The organism is Sorangium sp. So ce385 (genome assembly GCF_051474135.1).
GTDB classification, from domain to species: domain Bacteria; phylum Myxococcota_A; class Polyangia; order Polyangiales; family Polyangiaceae; genus Sorangium; species Sorangium cellulosum_D.
This window is the reverse complement of record NZ_CP150337.1, coordinates 13,468,667-13,487,681: the sequence shown is the minus strand read 5'-3', so window position 1 is coordinate 13,487,681 and position 19,015 is coordinate 13,468,667. Positions and strand designations below refer to the sequence as shown.

At 72.1% G+C, this 19,015-nt stretch carries 14 protein-coding genes; 8 read left to right on the top strand and 6 right to left on the bottom strand.

The genetic code is table 11. The features are described from left to right. Positions 1 to 278 precede the first annotated feature (278 nt). A complete protein-coding gene (locus tag WME83_RS49315; RefSeq protein ID WP_437316654.1) occupies positions 279 to 1,625 on the bottom strand; it encodes a DUF1552 domain-containing protein in 1,347 nt (448 codons plus the stop codon). 46 nt (positions 1,626 to 1,671) lie between these two features. Next, positions 1,672 to 3,363, bottom strand: a complete 1,692-nt coding sequence (locus WME83_RS49310; RefSeq protein WP_437316653.1) for a DUF1592 domain-containing protein — start codon at positions 3,361 to 3,363, stop codon at positions 1,672 to 1,674. A 391-nt stretch (positions 3,364 to 3,754) separates the two neighbouring features. Here WME83_RS49310 and WME83_RS49305 point away from each other — a divergent pair, with 391 nt between their 5' ends. Then, positions 3,755 to 4,522 (top strand): class I SAM-dependent methyltransferase, encoded by a 768-nt coding sequence (locus WME83_RS49305; protein WP_437316652.1) that lies wholly within the window; start codon positions 3,755 to 3,757, stop codon positions 4,520 to 4,522. Between the two features lie 50 nt (positions 4,523 to 4,572). On the opposite strand, the gene WME83_RS49300 is transcribed toward WME83_RS49305, so the two are convergent. Beyond that, positions 4,573 to 5,271: a class I SAM-dependent methyltransferase gene (locus WME83_RS49300; RefSeq protein WP_437316651.1), complete on the bottom strand. Its 699-nt coding sequence runs from the start codon at positions 5,269 to 5,271 to the stop codon at positions 4,573 to 4,575. 191 nt (positions 5,272 to 5,462) lie between these two features. After that, positions 5,463 to 5,972, bottom strand: a complete 510-nt coding sequence (locus WME83_RS49295) for a hypothetical protein (protein ID WP_437316650.1) — start codon at positions 5,970 to 5,972, stop codon at positions 5,463 to 5,465. 202 nt (positions 5,973 to 6,174) lie between these two features. Here WME83_RS49295 and WME83_RS49290 point away from each other — a divergent pair, with 202 nt between their 5' ends. The 5 genes from WME83_RS49290 (at position 6,175) to WME83_RS49270 (ending at position 11,304) form a co-directional block, all read left to right on the top strand. Continuing rightward, entirely contained in the window at positions 6,175 to 6,864 is a 690-nt protein-coding gene (locus WME83_RS49290) for a hypothetical protein (protein ID WP_437316649.1), read from the top strand. Beyond that, positions 6,861 to 8,222, top strand: a complete 1,362-nt coding sequence (locus WME83_RS49285; protein ID WP_437316648.1) for an ABC transporter ATP-binding protein — start codon at positions 6,861 to 6,863, stop codon at positions 8,220 to 8,222. The genes WME83_RS49290 and WME83_RS49285 overlap by 4 nt, the downstream gene beginning before the upstream one ends. Beyond that, positions 8,219 to 9,409, top strand: a complete 1,191-nt coding sequence (locus tag WME83_RS49280) for an oligopeptide/dipeptide ABC transporter ATP-binding protein (RefSeq protein WP_437316647.1) — start codon at positions 8,219 to 8,221, stop codon at positions 9,407 to 9,409. The genes WME83_RS49285 and WME83_RS49280 overlap by 4 nt, the downstream gene beginning before the upstream one ends. A 192-nt stretch (positions 9,410 to 9,601) precedes the next feature. After that, positions 9,602 to 10,237, top strand: a complete 636-nt coding sequence (locus WME83_RS49275) for a hypothetical protein (protein WP_437316646.1) — start codon at positions 9,602 to 9,604, stop codon at positions 10,235 to 10,237. Positions 10,238 to 10,326: 89 nt separating this feature from the next. Continuing rightward, positions 10,327 to 11,304: an NADPH:quinone oxidoreductase family protein gene (locus WME83_RS49270; RefSeq protein ID WP_437316645.1), complete on the top strand. Its 978-nt coding sequence runs from the start codon at positions 10,327 to 10,329 to the stop codon at positions 11,302 to 11,304. 49 nt (positions 11,305 to 11,353) lie between these two features. Here the strand turns inward: WME83_RS49270 and WME83_RS49265 are convergent, their stop codons facing one another. Next, entirely contained in the window at positions 11,354 to 13,528 is a 2,175-nt protein-coding gene (locus tag WME83_RS49265) for a glycoside hydrolase family 3 protein (RefSeq protein ID WP_437316644.1), read from the bottom strand. A 761-nt stretch (positions 13,529 to 14,289) separates the two neighbouring features. Between WME83_RS49265 and WME83_RS49260 the strand changes: the two genes are divergently transcribed. Both WME83_RS49260 and WME83_RS49255 read left to right on the top strand, forming a co-directional pair. Then, complete coding sequence (locus WME83_RS49260; RefSeq protein WP_437322134.1) at positions 14,290 to 15,036, top strand: OBAP family protein; 747 nt, start codon at positions 14,290 to 14,292, stop codon at positions 15,034 to 15,036. 464 nt (positions 15,037 to 15,500) lie between these two features. Then, positions 15,501 to 16,907 carry a hypothetical protein gene (locus tag WME83_RS49255; protein WP_437316643.1) on the top strand — a complete coding sequence of 469 codons (1,407 nt, stop codon included), beginning with the start codon at positions 15,501 to 15,503 and terminating at the stop codon, positions 16,905 to 16,907. Between the two features lie 36 nt (positions 16,908 to 16,943). Here the strand turns inward: WME83_RS49255 and WME83_RS49250 are convergent, their stop codons facing one another. Further along, entirely contained in the window at positions 16,944 to 18,869 is a 1,926-nt protein-coding gene (locus WME83_RS49250) for a fructose-bisphosphatase class III (protein ID WP_437316642.1), read from the bottom strand. Positions 18,870 to 19,015 lie beyond the last annotated feature (146 nt).

Below are 19,015 nucleotides of genomic sequence, written 5' to 3'. Positions count from 1 at the left end.
GCTCTTGCCCGCACGGATTCACGCTGCCCGGACCGAATGCACGTCCCCTGCCCGCCGGTAGCGGACGAGCTGTTCAGCCGTCCGGTCGCGAGCCAACCGCCGACCGCGGCCGGGGCTGGCCCACGGCCGGTCCGAGGGCGCGGCCTTCTGGACGGAGCAGGGCGTCGCGCGGGTGTCGCGACGGAGCGCTTCGGCGCCCAGGCCATCGAGGCCGTCCGCGGGGCGATCGGCCTCGACGCGCCGAGCCTGTTGCGCTGTCCCCCGCGCCGCCGGGCGGCTCACAGGCCGGCGATCGGCCCGCCCGCAGGGTCGCCGTACTTCGACAGCTCGACGCCGAAGTAGTTGATGATCGAGCAGTGGAGCGCCCCGGTGGGAGCGTTGTTCGCGTGCACGGCGCGGCCTGTCTGGAAGCCGCCCACGTGCCCGGCGAGCATGATGGGCATGTTCTTCCGACCGTGGGAGTCGCCGTCGCCGTTCTCGGACGTGTAGAGCACGAGCGACTCGTCGAGCAGGTTGCCCGTCGCGGTGGTCGCGGCCTTCATGGCGTTGAGCAGGTACGCGAAGCGGCGCACCTTGAACCGCGAGGTCTGGACGACGCGGGCGTTGGCGATGCGCATCGCCTCCGCCTGCGGCAGGCCGTCGAGGTCGGTCGCGCGATCGCGGTCGCCGAGCTTGTGCGAGATGAAGTGGTCGCTCCAGGTCCCCACGCCGTCGGGCAGGTCGTAGCCGGAGAAGTCGAGACCCCAGCTGTTCGAGTACTGCAAGACGAGCACCCGCGTCAGATCGCAGGTGAGCGCGAGCAGCCCGAGATCGATCATCTGCTTGAACTTGCCGTGCAGGTCGAGGCCGCGCGCGGGCTTGTCGGGGACGGCGCAGCTCGACTGGGTCGTGGACTGGATCTGCTTCTCCAGCTCGAACACCGACTCGAGGTGCTGCTCCACGCGCGCCCGGTCCGCCGCGCCGAGGCGCTGGTTCAGCCGCCTCGCGTCCTCCCTCACCCAGTCGAGGACGCTGGCGCGGCGCCGCCGGATGTTGTCCATCTCCTCGTTCGGGCTGCCCAGGTTGCTGAAGAGCGTGTCGAACAGGGAGGCCGGGTCGCGGAACGCGTCCTCGACCTGACCGCCGTCCCTGAACGAGATGAAGCCCTGCGTGACCGCCGTGTCGCCCGTCGGAGACAGGTTGAGGCTGCGGTACGGGGTCTCGGCCGCGATGTGATCGGCCAGGTACTGGTCGAGCGTCGCCTTCTTCGGGACGGCCTGCCCGCCGCCGTCGGTGTGGGCGCAGAGCGCCATCGCCGGGCTGTGGATGTCGGAGCAGATCACCTGGTGATCGACGCCGGACACCATCGTGACATCGCGCCAGATCGGATCCCCCGCCGGCCACTCGCGCTCGGCGTCGAAGCCGTTCATGTCCACGAGGCACGGCGTCAGGCCCTCGGCCGAGAGCGGACCAGCCGTGCGCGGGTGCCACGCGCCGGGGTCGGTGCCGTTGGGGACGAAGAAGGCGACGAAGCGCTTCGGGTCCGCCGGCGCGGCGCTGGCGCGCTGCGGCCGCATCGCGTCGAGGAACGGGAGGGCGACCGCGACGCCGGCGCCGCGGAGCAGAGCTCTTCTCGAGATCTTCACTGGCGACACTCCTCTTCCATCATCGGTCGGACGGGTTGCGAGCACATCACTCTGGCGCCCTCCGCAGCCGGAACGCCGGAGACCGCACGAGGGCGGTCAGGAACGAACGGAACCGGTTGCCGTCCTGCGCGAAGCTCTCCGCGGCGGCGTCGATGGCGCAGCGATCCTCGACCGCGGGCTCGCGCCCCTGGGTGTACGTGAACAGCTTCTCCGCGACGCACTCGGCGAGATCGGGGCTGCGCCGGAGCTCGGCCGCCAGGGCGGCGAGCGAGTCGAACGACTCGTTGGCCGCGCCCTGGAAGCGCGGCTCCAGCCCGAACTCGTCGATACCGATGCTCCCGTCGTACCGCCCCTCCTTGTCGTACTGGGCGAAGCCGACGCCGATGGGATCGATGAGCGCGTGGCAGCCGGCGCACCCCGCCTGGGTGTTGCGCTTCTTGAGGACCTCGAGGTAGCTCAGGCCGGACAGCTCGCTCTCCAGCTCCTCGAGCAGCCCGGCGGGGATCGAGATCTTCTGGCAGAGGAAGGCCGCCCGGAGCCACTGGCCGCGCACGGCGATGAGGTCGCCGTCGTTCTTGGCGCTGATCAGGCTGGCGTGCGTGAGCAGCCCGGTGTTCGCCCGGTGGTGGCCGGCCGGGAACTCCACGCGCGTCACGCCGTCGCCCGTCGCCTCGAGGCCATAGAACTTCGCGAGCGCCGGGGTGACGTACGTGTGGTTCGCGGTGAGCGCGTCGAAGAAGTCGGCGCCGGGGGTGAAGGCGAGCTCGTCGAGGACGAGCTCGCTCTCGGTGATCATGTCCGCGAGCAGGGCGGGCGTCGACGCGTCCGGGTTGGCCGGCGGGCGGAGCTGCTCGAAGGTGAGCCATTGCTTGAAGAAGGCGTTGAAGAAGAGCGGCGTCCGCTCGTCCTCGACCATCTCCTCGGCGACCGCGAGGAGCCCCTCGGGCGTGTCGAGCTCGCCGGCCTCTGCCCGCGACAGCAGCGCTGCGCTCGGCGACCGGCCCCAGAGCGTGAACGACAGCCGCGAGGCGAGCTCCAGCGGCGACAGGGGCGACGTCGCGGCGCCGTTCGCGCCGACCTCGATCCGGAACAGGAAGCTGGGCGAGGTGAGCAGCGCCTCGATGACGAAGCGAAACGCATCCGCCCTGTCCTGCGCGACGTCGCTCGCTCGCGCGACCAGGTCGCTCACCTCCTCGGCCGACAGCGGCCTTCGATACGCCAGCTTGCCGAAGCGCTGCACGAAGCGCTCGAGGCAATCGGCCGCCTCCGGCGCGCAGCCGAGCACCGAGGCGCGGCGCGCCTCGTCCGCCATGAGCTCCTGCCCGAGCGACTCCGCCATCGCCAGATAGGCGCGGAGATGCTGATCCGAGACGTTTTGGAGGGCCGCGATCGTCCGGAATCCGCCCTGGCCAGTATCTTCCGGGATGCTGTCCACGACGGGCGGCTCGGCGAGCTGGAACAGATCCTGGAGCGTCAGCTGGTACTCGAGCCGAGACAGGCGGCGCAGGACGCTGGGGCTCGTTCGAGCGACGCTGCAGTCTTGCGCCGTCGGCTGCCCGGTGACGGGGTCGATGGGGTTGTCGATGTCGCCGGCAGGGGTGCCGTCGCCGTTGCCGAGCTGCCCGGTGCAGGCGACCCCCGTCAGGCAGAAGAGCGCCACGGCGGACATGCCCGCCGCGAGGGAACGCCGGAGGAACGGTACCGATCGATCGGTGTCGGGCGGCATTGTCTTGCTCATGGAGTGACCAGCCATTCCGGTGGAGCGCACCTGGCGCGCGCCGAGACGTTTCGGCGATACGCCGCGTCGTGGTCTGAGGCGCACTTTTGAAGCAAGGCGGTACGTGCGCGCCCCGGCGTCAGCTCGGGGCAGGGGCTACATTCCCATAGCATGCTCCTCTGATCGCCGCATGCCGCGGGTCGCTGTCTGCCGCGCGCCTGACTCGGCTCCAGCTGAAGTTGTGAAGGCAAGCCGCATTCTGCGGACAGGCAGCGTCTGCCCCTCGAGGAGGCCAGCTCTGGTATATTGCAGGCTCACTGCCGAGCGCCGGCGCGACGGCGGCCCCGGATGCGACAGGCGAGCTTGGCAACGGCGAGACCGGGCGCGAGGCCCGAGCCCGAGGAGACACGGCATGACACGCACCGACTACGAACAGATCGCGGGGGTCTTCGATCGGCGTTATCAGGGGGGCAGGTACGCCGGGGCCGAGCAGGTGGTGCTCGACCTGCTCGGGCCCTCACGAGGGCGGCGCGCGCTCGAGGTGGGGTGCGGGACGGGGCACTGGCTGGAGCTCTTGCACAAGAACGGGTTCGAGGTGACCGGGCTCGACGCGTCGCCCGGCATGCTCGAGCAAGCGCGCGCTCGCCTGCCGTCGGCGACGCTCGTCCACGGCTCGGCGGAGCAGCTCCCCTTTCCCGACGCCGGGTTCGATTGCGTGCTCTGCATCAACGCGCTGCACCACTTCGGTGAGCCGCGCGGGTTCATGGCCGAGGCGCACCGGGTGCTCGGCGCCGGAGGGATCCTCATCAACATCGGCCTCGATCCGCACCAGGGGATCGACCGCTGGTTCGTTTACGACTACTTCGAGGCGACCCGGGAGCTCGACCTGAAGCGGTACGCATCGGTGGACACCGTGCGACGCTGGCTCGACGAGAGCGGGTTCCTCGTCGACGGGACGAGGCTCGCCGTGCACATCGAGCGGCAGGTCCCCGCTTCGGAGGCCCTCGCGAAGGGCATCGATCCGCGCGACACGAGCCAGCTCGCCTTGCTGACGCCGGAGGCCTTCGCGGCGGGGGTCGACCGGATCCGGCAGGAAGAAGCGAGGGCGCGGCAGGGCGGCGGCGAGCTCGCGCTGGTCGTCGACCTGCGCATGTGGGCGACCGTCGCCCGGAAGCCCTGAGCCGAGCGGGCGCGCTCGCGCTGCCCTCGGGCCGGGCCCGCGGGCGTCGTTCATCGCGCGAGGATGAGCAGCGAATACCCGCCCAGCACGCGGGCGGTGAAGTCTTGATTCAGCGCGAACAAGAGCCGCCTCGGATACCTCAGCAGCTTCGCCTTGAAGGATGTGTTCGAGAGCTCCACGGATCCGGCAGTATAGAAATCATCGACGATCTCGTAGCCGGCCTCCTGCAGGCTCGCCAGCGCCGTCTGCTTCACGAAATAGTGAATGTGTCCGAAGTTCCTGCGCACGTCGAGGATGGGCTTCATCCGCAGGACCGCCTGGACCGAGAGATCCAGGGGCACGTGCAGGATCTTGTACTCTGCCTTGCTCTTCAGCTTCCGCAGGAAGGTGTAGTAGTCCTCGACGTGCTCGATGACGTCGATGATCATCAGGACGTCGCACGAGATGTCCTTCTCCAGGAGATCTTCCAGATGGAACGTCAGCCGATCTTTCTCCCTCGCCTTCGCCAGCTGGAACGCCTGGGGAGAGATGTCGTAGCCGTGGAGCTCCACCGACGCCGGCAGCTGCTGATGCAGCTGATTCAGGACCTCTCCGGCGCCGCAACCCACCTCGTACACGACCTTCGGCTGGATGTGGTTCTTCTCCAGGATCCGGAGGATCTGCTTGGCTTTCCACGGGGAGTCCTCCACATGCCAAGTCTTGTTGTTCTCCAGATACCCGCCCTCGGTGTAAAGCCCCGCGCTCGTCATACGACGCCCCCTCTGGCACTCACGCCATGCCGTAGGATGCGCCGGCGACGGGGGCATTCATCCTGGATGAGCTCCCGCACGCCGCGCGGCTCCGTGAGCCGAGTGGGCCGCCAGCCGGCCCGTGGCCGCGTCGCTTCGCGGCGGATGGCCGCCGTCTCGCCCCGCGCGAAGCCCGCTGAACGAACGGCCGCTCAGCTACCCTCGCGGCGCCATTCCCGGTCCTGCCCGCGAGCTGCACGCGCCCCGGCCCCCTCGCTCCGCCATTCGGCGAACGAGCTGCTCGCCGCCGGAGTCGCCCTCCTCGACCCCGGGCCCGGGCGCGCGCCGCCCTTGATGCGGGCCTCGGTCACGACCTCGTCCCACTGCGCGTCGTAGCCCTCGAAGTGGACCCGGTAGGAGCCAGGGGCGACGACGCCGGTGATGATCGCCGGCTTGTACGACCCCTTCCACTCGACCTCGACGCGCTCGCCGACCTTCCTCGCGCTGGCGCCGCCCGAGGCGCGCTGCTCCTCGTCGCGGAGGCGCCGGGCGCTCCCCTCGTGCAAGCACTGCTCCCGGTGGCACGCGAGCCCGGAAGCGCAGTCGTCGTCAGCGCGGCACGGCGACCCGAGCGGCGCCTTCTTCCCGCAGGCAGCGAGCGCCGCAGGCAAGGTGGCCAGGATCACGAGCGCTCTCAGGGCGGCGATGGCTCGAACGCGCACGACGCGGGATCCCAGCAGAGCGGCCGCTGCCCGACAACAGGAATCGCGAGGCCCGCGGCCTCGCATCGCGAGGCTTCTTCACCCTCCTCTTTTCACCCCGCCCCTCTTCACCCCCGCAGCGCCCCGGACACGCGACGTCCCCGCGCCCCCAGCGAACCGCGCCCTGCCAGCGGGGCCGCCCTCTGCTATGGTCGCCCCCGCCGTGCGTCTGCTCGCCGCCCTCGCGCCCGTGGCCTTGCTCGTCGCGGCGCCGCCGCTCCTGGGCTGCGGCGGCGCCCCCGCGACGGACGCGGGCGTGTGCGCGGGCGCGGGCGTCTGCGGGTCCCGCTACTGCGTCGCCGGGCGCTGCCGGCCGCCGAGCGACCTCCCCTCGCCCATCGACGCGCGCCGCGTGCTGCTCCCGCCGGCGGACCTCGCCGTCATCGCGGAGGACGGCGGCGCCGCGGCCGCGCCCGGCGTGCCCGACGCGGTCGCGCTCGGGCGCGCCGGGGCGGGCGACGTCGTCCTGCTGCTCCGGTTCACGCCGACCTTCGGCGTCGACGCCGACATCGCGAGCGCGTTCGTCCTGCTGGAGCCCGCCCCGCTGGCGCCGCCCGCCGAGCGCGCGCTCACCCTGGAGGTCGCGCGCATCCTCGAGCCGTGGCGCTCGGAGACGGCGACGTGGGGCCGGCAGCCGCGCCTGTCGATCCCGGAGGCCGCCGCCATCGTGCGGCGCCGCCCGGCGACGCCGCTGCGGATCGACGTCACCTCGCTCGTGCGCGACTGGGCCAGGCGGCGCAAGGACGACCACGGCATCGCCATCCTCGCGCCCGGCAGCGACGCCGTCGGGGCCGCGACCTCGATGGGCATCTCCCAGGGCGCCGGCCCTCTCCTCGAGGTGTACGTACGGTGAGCACCGGGCACGACGACGAGGACGACGACGTCGGCGCGCGGCACTCGCTCCCCCTGCCGCTCATCCGGCACGACGGCGGGGGCAGGCCCGCTGCGCCCAGCGTCCCGCCCGCGTCCGGCGCGCCGCTCACGCCGAGCGCGCCGCCGCTCACGCCGAGCGCGCCGCCGCTCACGCACAGCACCCCGCCGCTCTCGCCCAGCACCCCGCCCCTCGCCCGCGGCCTGCTCGACGACGACGAGCCCGCCGTCACCCAGCGCTCGGCGGCGAGCGTGCGGCCCTTCCCGCTGCTCCGCCCCGCGCCGCCGCCGGCGGCCGAGGAGGCCCCGCCGCCCGCGCTGCTCCGCGTGAGCGACCTCCGCGTCTCGTTCACCGCCGACGGCCGCGTCACCCGCGCCCTCGACGGCGTGTCGTTCACCGTGCCGCGCGGGCGCACCGTGGCGCTCGTCGGCGAGTCGGGGTGCGGCAAGACGGTGACCGCGCTCAGCATCCTGCGGCTCCTGCCCGCGCCCTACGCGGCCATCGACGGCGGCTCGATCGAGCTCGACGGCCAGGACCTCCTCGCGCTCGGCGAGCGCGAGATGCGCGCCGTGCGCGGCGGGAAGATCGGCATGATCTTCCAGGAGCCGATGACCTCGCTGAACCCCGTGTACACGGTCAGCGCGCAGATCGCCGAGGCCGTCCGGCTGCACCTGCCCATGTCCCGCGGCGACGCCCGGCTCTACGCGGTGAGCCTGCTGCGCAAGGTCGGCTTCCCCGAGCCCGAGGTGCGCGCGAACAGCTACCCGCACGAGCTGTCCGGCGGGATGCGCCAGCGCGTCATGATCGCGATGGCCCTCGCGCCAGGGCCCTCGCTGCTCATCGCCGACGAGCCGACCACCGCGCTCGACATGACCACGCAGGCGCAGATCCTGGACCTCCTCGAGCGCATCAAGGCCGAGACGTCGATGAGCCTCCTGCTCATCGCCCACGACCTCGCCGTGGTCGGCGAGCTCGCGGACGAGATCGTCGTCCTCTACGCGGGGGTCGTCGTGGAGCAGGGGCCCGCGCGCAACGTGCTCGCGGCGCCGTCGCACCCGTACACGCGCGCGCTCCTCCGGAGCATCCCGGCGCGCGGGTTCCGCCCGCCCCGCGTGCGCGGCCAGCGCTCGCTGCGCCTGCCGACCATCCCGGGCGGGCTGCCCGATCTGCGCGATCCGCCGCGCGGCTGCCGCTTCAGCGACCGCTGCGACGCCGTGTTCGATCGCTGCCGCGTCGAGCCGCCGGACATGTACGCCGTCCCGCCCGGCACGGGGCGCCACGCGGCGCGCTGCTTTCTCCTCGCGGGCCCGGGGCGCGCGGGCGACGAGGGCGCCGCGTGACGCGCGACCGCGGCCTCCCGCCGCCCGGTCCGAGCGACGACGCCGGCGCGGCGCGCCCCGAGAGCATGCCGCCCGAGAGCCTGCGCCCCGAGAGCGCTCGCCCCGAGAGCATGCCCCCCGGCAGCTCGCGCCCCGAGAGCATGCCCCCCGGCAGCTTGCGCCCCGAGAGCATGCCCCCCGGGAGCCTGCGCTTCGACAGCGCGCGGGGCGAGCGGCCGCTCGTCCAGGCGGAGCGGCTCTCGAAGCTGTACCCGGTCCAGCGCGGCCCCTTCGCGAAGCCGGCGTTCGTGCAGGCCGTCGACGGGGTGAGCTTCCACATCGACCGCGGCGAGGCGCTCGGCCTCGTCGGCGAGTCGGGCTCCGGCAAGAGCACCCTCGGGCGCCTCGCCATCCGGCTCATCGAGCCCACGGTCGGCCGCGTCCTCTTCGACGGCATGGACCTCACGACCCTCTCGGCCCGCGCGCTCAGGGCCACGCGCCGGCGGATGCAGATCGTCTTCCAGGACCCGTACGGCTCGCTCAACCCGCGCATGACGCTGCGCGAGATCGTCGGCGAGGGCATCGTGATCCACCGCCTCGCGCGGAGCCGCGACGAGGAGACCGCGATGGTCGAGGGCGTGCTCCAGCGGGTGGGTCTGCGGCCGGACATGATGGAGCGCTTCCCCCACGAGCTCTCCGGCGGGCAGCGGCAGCGGGTCGCGATCGCCAGGGCGCTCGCGGTGCGCCCGGACTTCATCGTCTGCGACGAGCCCGTGAGCGCGCTCGATCTCTCGGTCCAGGCCCAGATCGTCAACCTGCTGGAGGAGCTCCAGGACGAGCTCTCGCTCAGCCTCCTGTTCATCTCGCACGACCTCCGCGTGGTCGAGCACGTGAGCCACCGCGTCGCCGTGATGTACCTCGGCCGGATCGTCGAGATCGGCCCGGCGCAGCGCGTGACCGAGCGGCGGCACCACCCGTACACGCGCGCGCTCTTCGAGGCGACGCCCTCGATTGAGCGCGGGGGCAAGGCGCGGCGCCTGCTCCCGGGCGCGCCCGGGAGCGCGATCAACCCGCCCGAGGGCTGCGTGTTCCACCCGCGCTGCCGGAAGGCGGAAGAGGGCAAGTGCGACGTCGAGATCCCGCCGCTCGAGGAGCTCGTCCCCGGGAGCGGCCACCGCGTGGCGTGCTGGTACCCCGAGGTCGAGTGACGCCGGCGCGGCCGGCGCGGGGCGGCCCAGGGTGGCACAACCGCTGGCCCGGGGCGGCCAGGCCCCTGCCCTGCACCGGCCGACCTCGCGCGCCCTCGCGGAGGGTATCTTCTTTGCCGCGCTGATGCCCGTGCGCCACAGCCGACGAGCAAGGTGGCGCGAAGGATGAGAGGTGAGCGAATGGCGAATGACATGCTTCGAGCTCTGGCGGTGGCCGTGCTGTCCGGCGTGTGCCTGACGGGCTGCGGCGGCGGCGGCGGCGGCGACGGGGGCGGCGCCGGCGCCGGCGCCGGCAGCGGCGGGACCGACGCCGGCGGCGGCGGGGCGCCGCCGGGGGCCGAGCCGTGCGCGGTGCGCGACGTGGAGGGCACGATCCCGGGCGTGAAGATCTCGATCTCGTCGAGCCGGTGCATTTACCGGGTGGGCGAGCCGGCGGAGTTCACGTACGAGGTCACGACCGACTCCAGCGTTCCTCCGATCGCGATCGCGGCCTCCGACGGGTGCGGGCGCTGCGTCGAGCCGAGCGCGGATCCGCTCTCGTTCGTCGCGTACCGGATCAGCGGGGAGTCGGAGGCGGGCGATCCGCAGAGCTACTGCCTGTGCGACGTGGGGTGTTGCGCGCCGGACGAGGCGGCGACCGTTCAGGTCGACGCGACGACGGCGACCCATACGTTCCGCTGGTCGGGGCGGCAGTGGAACGGGCCCTCCGACACGAACAACCCGGAAGACGACTTCTTCCCGCCGGGGACCTACGATGTCGAGGTGACGTTCGACGGCGAAGAGCAGGGCTCCGTGACGGCGAAGCTGCCGATCGAGATCGTCCGCTAGCCAGCGGCCAGGGCGCCCGGCGCGATCCTCCGCTGTCGGCCAGGGAGCGCGCCGGGGTCGCCCGGCGTTTCTGCTAAGGTCCGCGCACGATGCACGCCTGGCGCGGACACTCCTTCGGCTCCCCCGAGATCCTGGTCTGGGAAGAGGTGGACGACCCCCCGCTCGCCGAAGGGGAGGTCCGGATCGAGGTCGCCGCCTCGGCGATCAATTTCCCCGACGTTCTCTTCACGGCAGGCGCCCATCAGGTCAAGCCGACTCCGCCGTTCATCCCCGGCTTCGAGGTCGCCGGCGTGGTGGTCGAGAGCCGCACGCCGTCGCTGCCGCCGGGCACCCGCGTGGCCGCGACGCTGCCCGGCTCCGGGGGATACGCGACGCACGTGATCGCGGGCCCGCGCACGACCTACGCGCTCCCGGGCGGCATGCCGTTCGAGGACGCGGCGGCGCTGACGATCACGTACCAGACAGGCTACCTCGCGCTGCACCGGCGCGCCCGGGTCAGGCCCGGCGACACGGTCCTCGTGCACGCGGGCGCAGGCGGCGTCGGCAGCGCGGCGATCCAGCTCGCCAAGGCGGCCGGCGCGACCGTCATCGCGACCGCCGGCAGCGAGCAGAAGGCGGCGGTCTGCCGCGCGCTCGGCGCCGACGTCGCGATCGACTACCGGCGCGAGGACTTCGTCGCCATCGTCAAGGAGCGGACCGCGGGCCGAGGCGCCGATATCGTCTTCGACCCCGTCGGCGGAGACGTCTTCGAGCAGTCCACCAAGTGCGTCGCCTTCGAGGGCCGCATCGTGGTGATCGGGTTCGCGTCGGGCCGCTTCCCCGCCGCGCGCGCGAACCACATGCTGGTGAAGAACTACGACGTCCTCGGCTTCTACTGGGGCACCTACAGCCGCGCAGAGCCCGCCGTGACGCGAGCCGCGCAGGACGCGCTCTACGCGATGGTTGGCCAGGGCGCGATCAAGCCGCTCGTCTCGGCCGCGCTGCCGATGGCCGAGGCGAAGGCCGCCATGACGGCGGTCGCGTCCCGCGCGACCACCGGCAAGGTGGTGCTCCTCGCGAAGCCGTGAGGGGCGCCGCCGTCGCTCCGGAGAGCGGCGGCGGCGCAGAGGAAGGCGGTCAGTTGCAGGCGTTCCCGGTGGACGTCTCTTCGAGCGTGCCGAGCGTGTCCTGATCCGTCGTCTTCAGGCCGAAGCCGTAGGGGAACAGCGCCTGCTGACCGTCGTTGCGGTTCACGCGCTGGCACTCGCTCCCGGGCCACGAGAACGAGAGCTTGCCCTGGAACTCCTCGACGCCGAAGAGCACGTCGGCCACGCCGCCGCCCTCCGAGCCCGGGAGCCACGCCGCCACGAAGGCGTTGGAGGCGTTCAGCTCCTTGTTCACGTAGAGCGGGCGACCCGACAGGAAGACCGTCACGATCGGCAGCTCCGGCTTGGCCTGGCGGATGGCCTTGAGCACCTGGAGGTCCTCGGGGTGGAAGCGCGCGTGCTCCAGCGTCTTCGCGTGTTCGATGTTGTCGTCGGCGTCCTTCCCGGGCTGGATATCCCCCTTCATCTCGGCGTAGGGCGTCTCGCCGATCACCACGATCGCCGCGTCGAAGTTGCCCGACGAGGCGGCGGCGCCGTCGGCGCTCAGCGTCGCCTGACCGCCGCCCGCCGACACGAGCTCCTGAATTCCCTTGTAGATGGACGTGGCGCCCGGGAAATCCGCGTTCGTGTTCTCCGTGCCCTGCCACGTCCGCGACCACCCGCCGGCCTGGTTCGAGATGTTGTCCGCGGACTTGCCCGCCACGAGCACGCTCGACGACGGCTCGAGGGGGAGCACCGAGCCCGCGTTCTTGAGGAGCACGAGCGACTTCCGGACCGCCTCGCGCGCGAGGTCCCGGTGCTCCCTGGCGCCGAGCACCGACTGCTCGCCCGCGAACATGCGCTCCGACGGGGCGCCCTTCGTCTTCTTCGGGCCGAGGAGCCCGGCCCGCATCTTGACGCGCAGGATCCTCGTCACGGCGTCGTTGACCCGCTCCATCTTGATCGTGCCGGAGTTCACCTGGGAGAGGGTGTTCATGTAGAACGCCTTCCAGTCGGTCGGGACCATGATCATGTCCACGCCGGCGTTGATGGCGGCCGCGCACGAGCTGTTCGTGCAGCCCTCCACCTGCCCGTGGCCGTTCCAGTCGCCGACGACGAAGCCGTCGAAATGGAACTTGTCCTTGAGCACGCCGGTGAGCAGATCGCCCTTGCCGTGCATCTTGTCGCCGCGCACGCGGTTGTACGACGCCATGACCGTCTGCGCGCCCGCCGGGATGGCCGACAGGTAGCCCTGGGCGTGGATCTCGCACAGCTCGGTGTCGCTCGACAGGTTGTTCCCCTGATCATCGCCCTTGTCGGTGCCGCCGTCGCCGATGAAGTGCTTGGCCGTCGCGATGACGCGCGCAGCGCCGAAGAGGTCGGCGCTCTTCGCCGCGCCCTGGATGCCTTGCACGACCCGGCCCGCGTAGGCGTTCACGATCTCGGGATCCTCGGAGTAGCCCTCGTACGTGCGGCCCCACCGGTCGTCGCGGACGGTCGCCAGGGTCGGGGCGAAGGTCCAGTCGAGGCCCGTGGCGACGACCTCCTTGGCCGTCGCGGCGCCGATGCGCTCGAGCAGACCGGGGTCCCTCGCCGCGCCGAGGCCGATGTTGTGCGGGAAGAGCGTGGCGCCGCGGACATTGTTGTTCCCGTGCACGGCGTCGATGCCCCAGATGATCGGGATGCCCGCGCGGCCGCCCGACGTGTCCACCGAGGCCTTGTAGAAGGCGTCGGCGAGCTCGACCCAGTCCGCCGCCGTCGCGCCCTTGTTGCGGCCCGGCCAGGAGCCGCCGCCGTTCAGCACCGAACCGATGTTGTACTGCTTGACCTCGTCCGGCGAGATCGAGCCGATCTCGGCCTGCACCATCTGGCCGACCTTCTCCTCGGGGCTCATCTTGCCGACGAGCTCGGCCACGGCCGCCTCGATCTCCGGATCCTTTGCGATCGCGCTCTCCACCTCGGGCCAGCCGGCGTCGCAGGGGAGGAGGCCCGCGCTGTCGCCGGCGCCGCTGCCGCCGCCGCCGGTGCTGTCGCCCGCGCCGGTGCCGTTGCCGCCGCCGCCGGTGCTGTCGCCCGCGCCGGTGCCGTTGCCGCCCGTGCCGCTGCCGCTACCGCTGCCGCTGGCGCTCGTGCCGCTGCCGGCGCCCGCTCCGGTCGAGGAGCTGCTCGGATTGTCGGACGTGTCGTCCCCGCAGGCGGCCGGCGCGAGGACAACCGCCGCCGCCATGATCCATGTCGCATACCGTGTGAGGCGCATAGGTGCTCCCCTTTTTGTCAATGAGATGAAGGATGGGTTCCGAGGTGAACCGTGACAGTCAAGCAAAGCGTCGATCGGGGTGAGCCCCTCGCGCCGTTGCGCTGCGCCCGAGCGAGGCCGAGAGCCGCTCGGGCTGCTGAACATGCGGAGAAACGAGCTCCACGCGATGGGTGTAAGAAAACATAAGACAGAATGGGAATGTTCTAATCCATGACTCCACCCGCACGCAAGCCCCCCTCGCGCCCCGAGCGACGGATCCATCGCCGGCACTCGGTCACCATGTCCGCACCGTGTCCGCGCCGCACCCGCGCAGTCGGGCGTAGTCGCGCGTCGAGCGTTGTCGCGCGCACGCGTCACCGCCGCAGCCGCAGCCGCAGCCGCAGCCGTGAACTCGAGCCCGGCCGGCGCTCGTGGCGCGCTGGATGACACGGCGCGTCCTGGAACGCTCACCGGTTAACCATGGCCTGACTCGCGCGGCAATACGTAAACACGATGGCGCGGCGCGGTAATTCACCCGTGGCAGAACGCCACAACCTGCGCAAGAGGGCCACGGCCTGCCCCGCGATCCGGTGACGCGCGCTTTTTTCGGCGGGTGGCCGCAGATTTGCAGGCTACTTTGGCCGATTGGCCGATCGCGCAGGCCGCATTTCCGGGGAGATCCTGACGATCGCGCAGGCCGCATTTCCGGGGAGATCCTGACGATGGCGAGACGTCCTCACCTTGCGATTGCCGTGCTCGTGCTTGCTTCTGGGCTCTCCGCCGGCTGCGGCCAGGCGGACGCGCCGCCCTCGAATCAAGGCGCGCCGCCGGGACAGGAGAAGAAGATCGATACAAAGATCCTCGAGAAGGGCGCAGAAGCGCTCCAGGACCTGAGCCCCGTGCGGGCGATCGACCACTACCTGGACGGATTCCACGTGATGAAGGAGAACCCGGACCATCACATGGAGGCCCACCATTATTGCAAAGGGATCAATGAAGAGTTCACGCAGTGTGTGATCTTCGACGGGAACACGAAGGACGCGAACATCATCGGGGTCGAGTACATCATCTCCGAGGCGATGTTCGAGGGCCTGCCGGAGGACGAGAAGCCGCGCTGGCACCCGCACAACTACGAGATCCTCTCAGGCCAGCTGACGCTGCCCGGCGTGCCGTCCGTGGCCGAGAAGGCGGCGCTCAAAAAGAAGATGAACAGCTACGGCAAGACGTGGCACATCTGGGACACCGGACACCTGGGGCACCCCGCCGCGCACAACCTCCCGGTCGGCCAGCCGCTCCTCGCGTGGTCGTACAACCGCGATGGGGAGATGCCGGCCGCCCTCGTGGAGGCCCGCGACAAGCGCGCCGGGATCGACACCGCCGAGAAACGGAAGGAGCGCGCCGATCTCGCGGCGATCGCGAACCCGCAGCGGGGCGTGGACGATCTCAAGTCCAGGTTCCCGAACGCGACGGGGGCTCCGGAGGGCGTCCGCGCGAAGTGACCGCGGCCAGGCGCGGCGCCCGTGCGCGCGGGGGCGGGCGAAGGCGTGCAGAACGATTCGTATGCCTAACTATCTATGTCATGCAACGTCGCGCGACCCCTCCCCGGGCCATGATGGCGCCGCCGCGCGGCGCGCGACCACGGTGGCGGACCGGCGCCCGCGAGCACGAACCGCCGCCGCCCTCCCGGCGCGGTCCTCGGGAGAGGACCTGTGAGGACGCGGCCCGGCGTCACGCCCCCGATACGGCCGCTCGAGGCCAGCCGGGCCGAGCGGCGTCACGTCATCGCAGGGCGAGCCGCCGGCCGAGCACGGGCGCCAGGTGATGCGGATGCAGCGGAAGCGTAATCCGCCGAGATGGCAATGCTGAAATCCTGCATGCGCTGTCAGCGGCATTTACCCGCGACGCAACGCACGCCTATTCTCCGCGCATGGTTTTTATTCCACGTACTTCCATCCGTCTGTTCATGACCACGGGCGCGCTGCTCGTCGCGCTCGCCGGGTGCGGTGACGACGATTCAGGCTCGACCACCGGCACAGGCAGCACCAGCGGCAGCACCACCGGAACCGGAACTGGCACGGGGACCGGCGGCGAAGGCGGCACCGGCGGCGAAGGCGGTGAGGGCGGCGGCACCGGCGGCGAAGGCGGTGAGGGCGGCGGCACCGGCGGCGAAGGCGGTGAGGGCGGCGCGACCGGCACCGGCGGTGAGGGCGGTGCGACCGGCACCGGCGGTGAGGGCGGTGCGACCGGCACCGGCGGTGAGGGCGGCGCGACCGGCACCGGCGGTGAGGGCGGCGCGACCGGCACCGGCGGTGAGGGCGGCGCGACCGGCACCGGCGGCGATCCCACGACGGGTGTCGGTGGCGCGGGCGGCGATCCCACGACCACCACGAGCGCCGCCGTCGGCGGCTCGGGCGGCGATCCCACGACCACCACGAGCGCCGCCGTCGGCGGCTCGGGCGGCGATCCCACGACCACCACCACGAGCGCCGGCGTCGGCGGCTCGGGCGGCGAGTCCTCGACGGTCGCGGTCGGCGCGGGCGGCGCCGGTGGCGAGTCCACCACCGTCGGCGCTGGCGGCGCCGGCGGCGAGTCCACCGCCGTCGCGGTCGGCGCTGGCGGCGCCGGCGGCGAGTCCACCACCGTCGCGGTCGGCGCTGGCGGCGCCGGCGGCGAGTCCACCACCGTCGCGGTCGGCGCTGGCGGCGCCGGCGGCGAGTCCACCACCGTCGGCGCGGGCGGCGAGGGCGGCGTGTCCACCTCCGTCTCGGGGGGCGCTGGCGGTGCCGGCGGCGAGTCCACCACCGTCGCGGTCGGCGCGGGCGGCGCCGGCGGCGAGTCCACCGCCGTCGCGGTCGGCGCTGGCGGCGCCGGCGGTGAGTCCACCACCGTCGCCGTCGGCGCTGGCGGCGCCGGTGGCGACGGCGGTGCATCGGCGGTCGGCGCTGGCGGTGCTGGCGGCGACACCGGCGCGGGCGGCGCGGGCGGCGACATCGGCGTCGGCGGCGCGGGCGGCGCTGGCGGTGGCGAGGGCGGCGCTGGCGGCGAGGGCTCCGGGCTCACGAGCTGGGCGGAGGACGTCCAGCCGATCCTCGAAGCGCGCTGCGGGGCCTGCCACACCACCCGGGAGCCTCCGCGCAACGGGTTCAGGGTCACCGACTACAACACGGCGATCCTCGACGCCATCATCGCCGTCTGCCTGGAGCAGTCGCTCACGAAGGGCGAGTGCGCCCTCGAGCTCATCAACAGCGGAGCCATGCCGCCCGGCCGCGGCTGCACCGGCGACGCGGGAGACGACAGCAACCCCCAGTGCCTGACCGAGGACCAGGAGCTGGTTATCGAGGCCTGGATCGCGGACGGCATGCTCCCGTGACCCGATGAGGCGCGGCGGCCACCGCCGCGCCTCACGTTACCTCGGCTGCTCCAGGAGCGCTCCGTCTCGATAGGCGGCGATGAGCCGCTCCAGGATCTCGATCTCCCGCACCAGCTCCTCCCCCTTCTCGGTGTCGCCCACCCGGCGCTCGGCCTCGTAGACCTCCACGTCCGAGATCACGGGGATGATGTCCTCTCCCGCCTCGACCGCCTGCTCGACCGACGTGAAATGGTGGTGCTGCGCGAGCCGCGCACCGCTCGCCTCGAGCACGAGCGTGTACCCCTTGTCGCCGTAGGCCTCCGAGAACGCCCCGTCGATCGTCACGGCGCGGTGCGACGCCTTGATCGGCGACTCCCCCTGCTCGACCCGCACCGGCACGTGCCCGTTCACGATGAGCCCGCGCTCCTCGTCCAGCCCGAACTCGCGGCACACCCGGCCGCAGAAGCCGGCGTCGTGGATCAGGTGGAAATACGGGTTCTTCGTCTCCTTGTGCGTCCTCGCGTCGGCGACGAAATAGGACTCGAACGTCGTCATCCGGTCCTTGCCGAACATGGGCGAGAGCGGGCCGGTCCAGAGGTACCAGAGCATGTCGAGGTCCTCCTGCGCGCCCGTCCGGAATGCCCGGCGCACCACGCGCTCCAGCGCGTCGAACAGCGCCCGGCCGCGGCGAGGCTCGCCGTCGACCTCGAACGGCAAGAACGCGCCCTCGCCGTCCACCGGGACGCAGCCGTGGAAGACGAGCGCCCGATCGCGCCGCAGCCACGTCGTCCCCTGCTGCACCATCCAGCGCATCTGGCGCGACAGCACCGGGCTCTTCAGGAACGACTCCTTGAGCAGCGCGACGCACGCCGCCTCCTCCGGCGTGAGCGCGTACGGATCGGCGAAATCGACCGTCGGGAAGCGCGCGTCGAGCAGCGGGTACACCTCGCCGTCGATCTCCACCGTGCCCGCCCGCGGGTCGATGCGGTGGAGCAAGCACCGGTGCCCGAGGGCAACCTCCGGGCGCCGCCGGCAGAGCTGCCCCTCCAGCTTGAACTGCAGGACCGCCATCGCCTTCTGCATGCGCGCCAGGAGCAGCGCGTCGCGCAGCCCCTCGCCCCGCACCGCGAAGCGCTCCGCCGGGTCGTCCGCGTAGGCGGTGCGCGCGAGGCGATCGACCGGCGCGACCGGGATGCCGAAGCCCTCCTCGAGCTGCGACAGGCGCCCGTACCGGAGCGAGAGGCGGACCACCGTGGCGATGAGCGCCTCCTGGCCGAGGCTGGCGCCCATCCAGCTCACGTCGTGGTTGCCCCACACCACGCGCGCCCGCGGCTGGCGCATCAGGTACTCGATCACCTTGTCCAGCCGGGGGCCGCGATCGCCCAGATCGCCCGCGACCACGAGCTCGAAGACGGTCAGGTTCCGGATGACGCGCGCCGTGGCGCGCAGGATCTCGATCTCCCGGCAATGCTGCACGAACGGGTCGATGAGCGCGTCGACGTAGGAGCCCTCGCCGAGGGCGGCGCGCGCCGAGACGAGCTCGCGGAGCAGGCCGCGCATGTCGTCCGGGAACACCTGCTCGACCTGGCGCAGCGTGTAGCGCAGCGACAGCTCGCGGATGACCTCGATCTCGCGCGCGAGCGCCCAGAGCAAGAAGGCCCGCCGCTCCGCCTCGCCGCGCGCCGCGACCTTCGCGTAGCTCTCGCGAGGATAGTAGATGATCGAGAGCAGCGCGCGCTCCTCGTCCGCCGTGAGCCGGTCGCCGAAGACCCGCTCGACCAGCGGCCGCAGGCTCCCCGAGGCGTTGTTGATGATGTGCTTCAGCTTCCTGTGCTCGCCGTGGACGTCGCTGACCACGTGCACCGTCCCCTTCGGGAGCGACAGGATCGCCCGCAGGTGGCCGATCTCGGAGAGCGCGGCCTCGGTCGTCGGATATCGGCCCGCGAGGGCGCGGAGGAGGGGCAGCTCCCGCGTGTCGAGCATGGCGCCGCAGCATAGAGCAAAGGCGCGGGCCTCCACACCCGACGAGCGCGTCCATGGCGACGTCCGCGCGCCGCGCGGGAGCGGGCCGCCGCGCGGGAGCGGGCGGTCCGCTCGCCGTCGCAAGGCAAAAGCGGCGCCTGCGCAGC